We start from the raw sequence: 1554 nt of genomic DNA on the forward strand, positions 1-1554 counted from the left end.
GATGTTCCGGTGCTGTTTACTGACAGCACAGAAGCCGAAGCGATTAAACTGTTTGCAAACACCTATTTGGCTATGCGTGTCGCCTATTTCAATGAATTAGATACTTATGCAGAAAGCCGCGGTTTGAACGCACGACAAATCATTGAAGGGGTGTCATTAGACCCGCGTATCGGTAGCCACTACAACAACCCCTCTTTCGGTTACGGCGGGTATTGCCTCCCTAAAGACACCAAACAGTTGTTGGCAAACTACGATGATGTACCGAATAACCTGATTAACGCCATTGTGGAATCTAACCGCACGCGTAAAGACTTTATTTCCGATGCCCTTATTGCCAAAGCACCACGTAAAGTCGGTGTTTACCGCTTGGTGATGAAGGCAGGCTCTGATAATTTCCGTGCCTCTGCGGTGCAGGGCGTGATGAAACGTATTAAGGCCAAAGGTATCGAAGTGATTGTGTATGAGCCGGTGCTGAAAGAAGATGAGTTCTTCCGCTCGAAAGTCTACCGTGACCTTGAGGCCTTTAAAGCGGACAGCGACATTATTTTGGCTAACCGGATGGTGCCTGAAATCGAAGATGTGGCGGATAAAGTGTATACCCGCGACCTATTTGGTAACGATTAACCAATAAATAAAAATTATTAACACACTTTTGCCAAAAAATGCTCGGCGCTATAAACTAATTCAAAACTTACATGAAACACGTATAAGTGGGAATGATGTTTCCTCATCACTTATACCTTATCTAAACATTTTAACATAGGATGGTCTTGTGCTTAGTAAGCGTCTCCCACTTACCTTAGTCGCTGTTAGTATTCTCCTAACTGGCTGTACTGTTACCCCTGGTGTCTATATGTCTACCTCGGGGAAAAATGTCGTCGACACTGGCGATCGTGATATTTCTAAATTTGTCGATATCTACCCAATCTCGCCAAAACTGTTAGATGAGATGTATACTCCACAAGTTATCGCAAAACCCAACCCAACCCTAGAGAAGCAACTGGCAACCTATGAGTACCGTGTTGGTGTGGGTGATGTATTAACCATTACTGTCTGGGATCACCCTGAGTTAACTATTCCTGCCGGCTCTTATCGTAGCGCTGCGGACTCCGGTAACTGGGTGCATTCCGATGGTACTATCTACTATCCGTATATCGGTAAAGTGAAAGTCATTGGTAAAACGGTCACTGAAATCCGTAATCTAGTGAGTAACCGTCTATCGACTTATATCGAATCACCACAAGTGGATGTCAGCATTGCTGCCTTCCGCTCACAGAAAATGTATGTTTCAGGTGAAGTGGCTAAACCCGGTACACTGCCGATTACTAACGTACCGCTAACGGTTTTAGAGGCCTTTAATAATGCAGGCGGCCTGACTGAAAAAGCCGATTGGGACAATGTCGTACTCACCCGAAATGGCAAAGAGATAAAAATTTCACTGCAAGCATTAGTTCAGTATGGCGACCTAACCCAAAACCATCTGATGCTACCGGGTGATGTACTATATGTACCACGTAATGACGGGCAAAAAGTGTTTGTGATGGGCGAAGTGGG

At 44.9% G+C, this 1554-nt stretch carries 2 protein-coding genes; both read left to right on the forward strand.

The window, feature by feature from the left end; all coding sequences use genetic code 11:
* Positions 1-624 (forward strand): UDP binding domain-containing protein (locus PR699_RS19565; protein WP_272577900.1); only part of this gene is annotated, 624 nt, incomplete at its 5' end.
* A 148-nt stretch (positions 625-772) separates the two neighbouring features.
* Positions 773-1554: polysaccharide export protein (locus PR699_RS19570; RefSeq protein WP_272577901.1), on the forward strand; the 782-nt coding region annotated here is incomplete at its 3' end.

The sequence above is a fragment of the Providencia sp. PROV268 genome, from assembly GCF_028477805.1.
In the GTDB taxonomy this organism is placed as follows: domain Bacteria; phylum Pseudomonadota; class Gammaproteobacteria; order Enterobacterales; family Enterobacteriaceae; genus Providencia; species Providencia stuartii.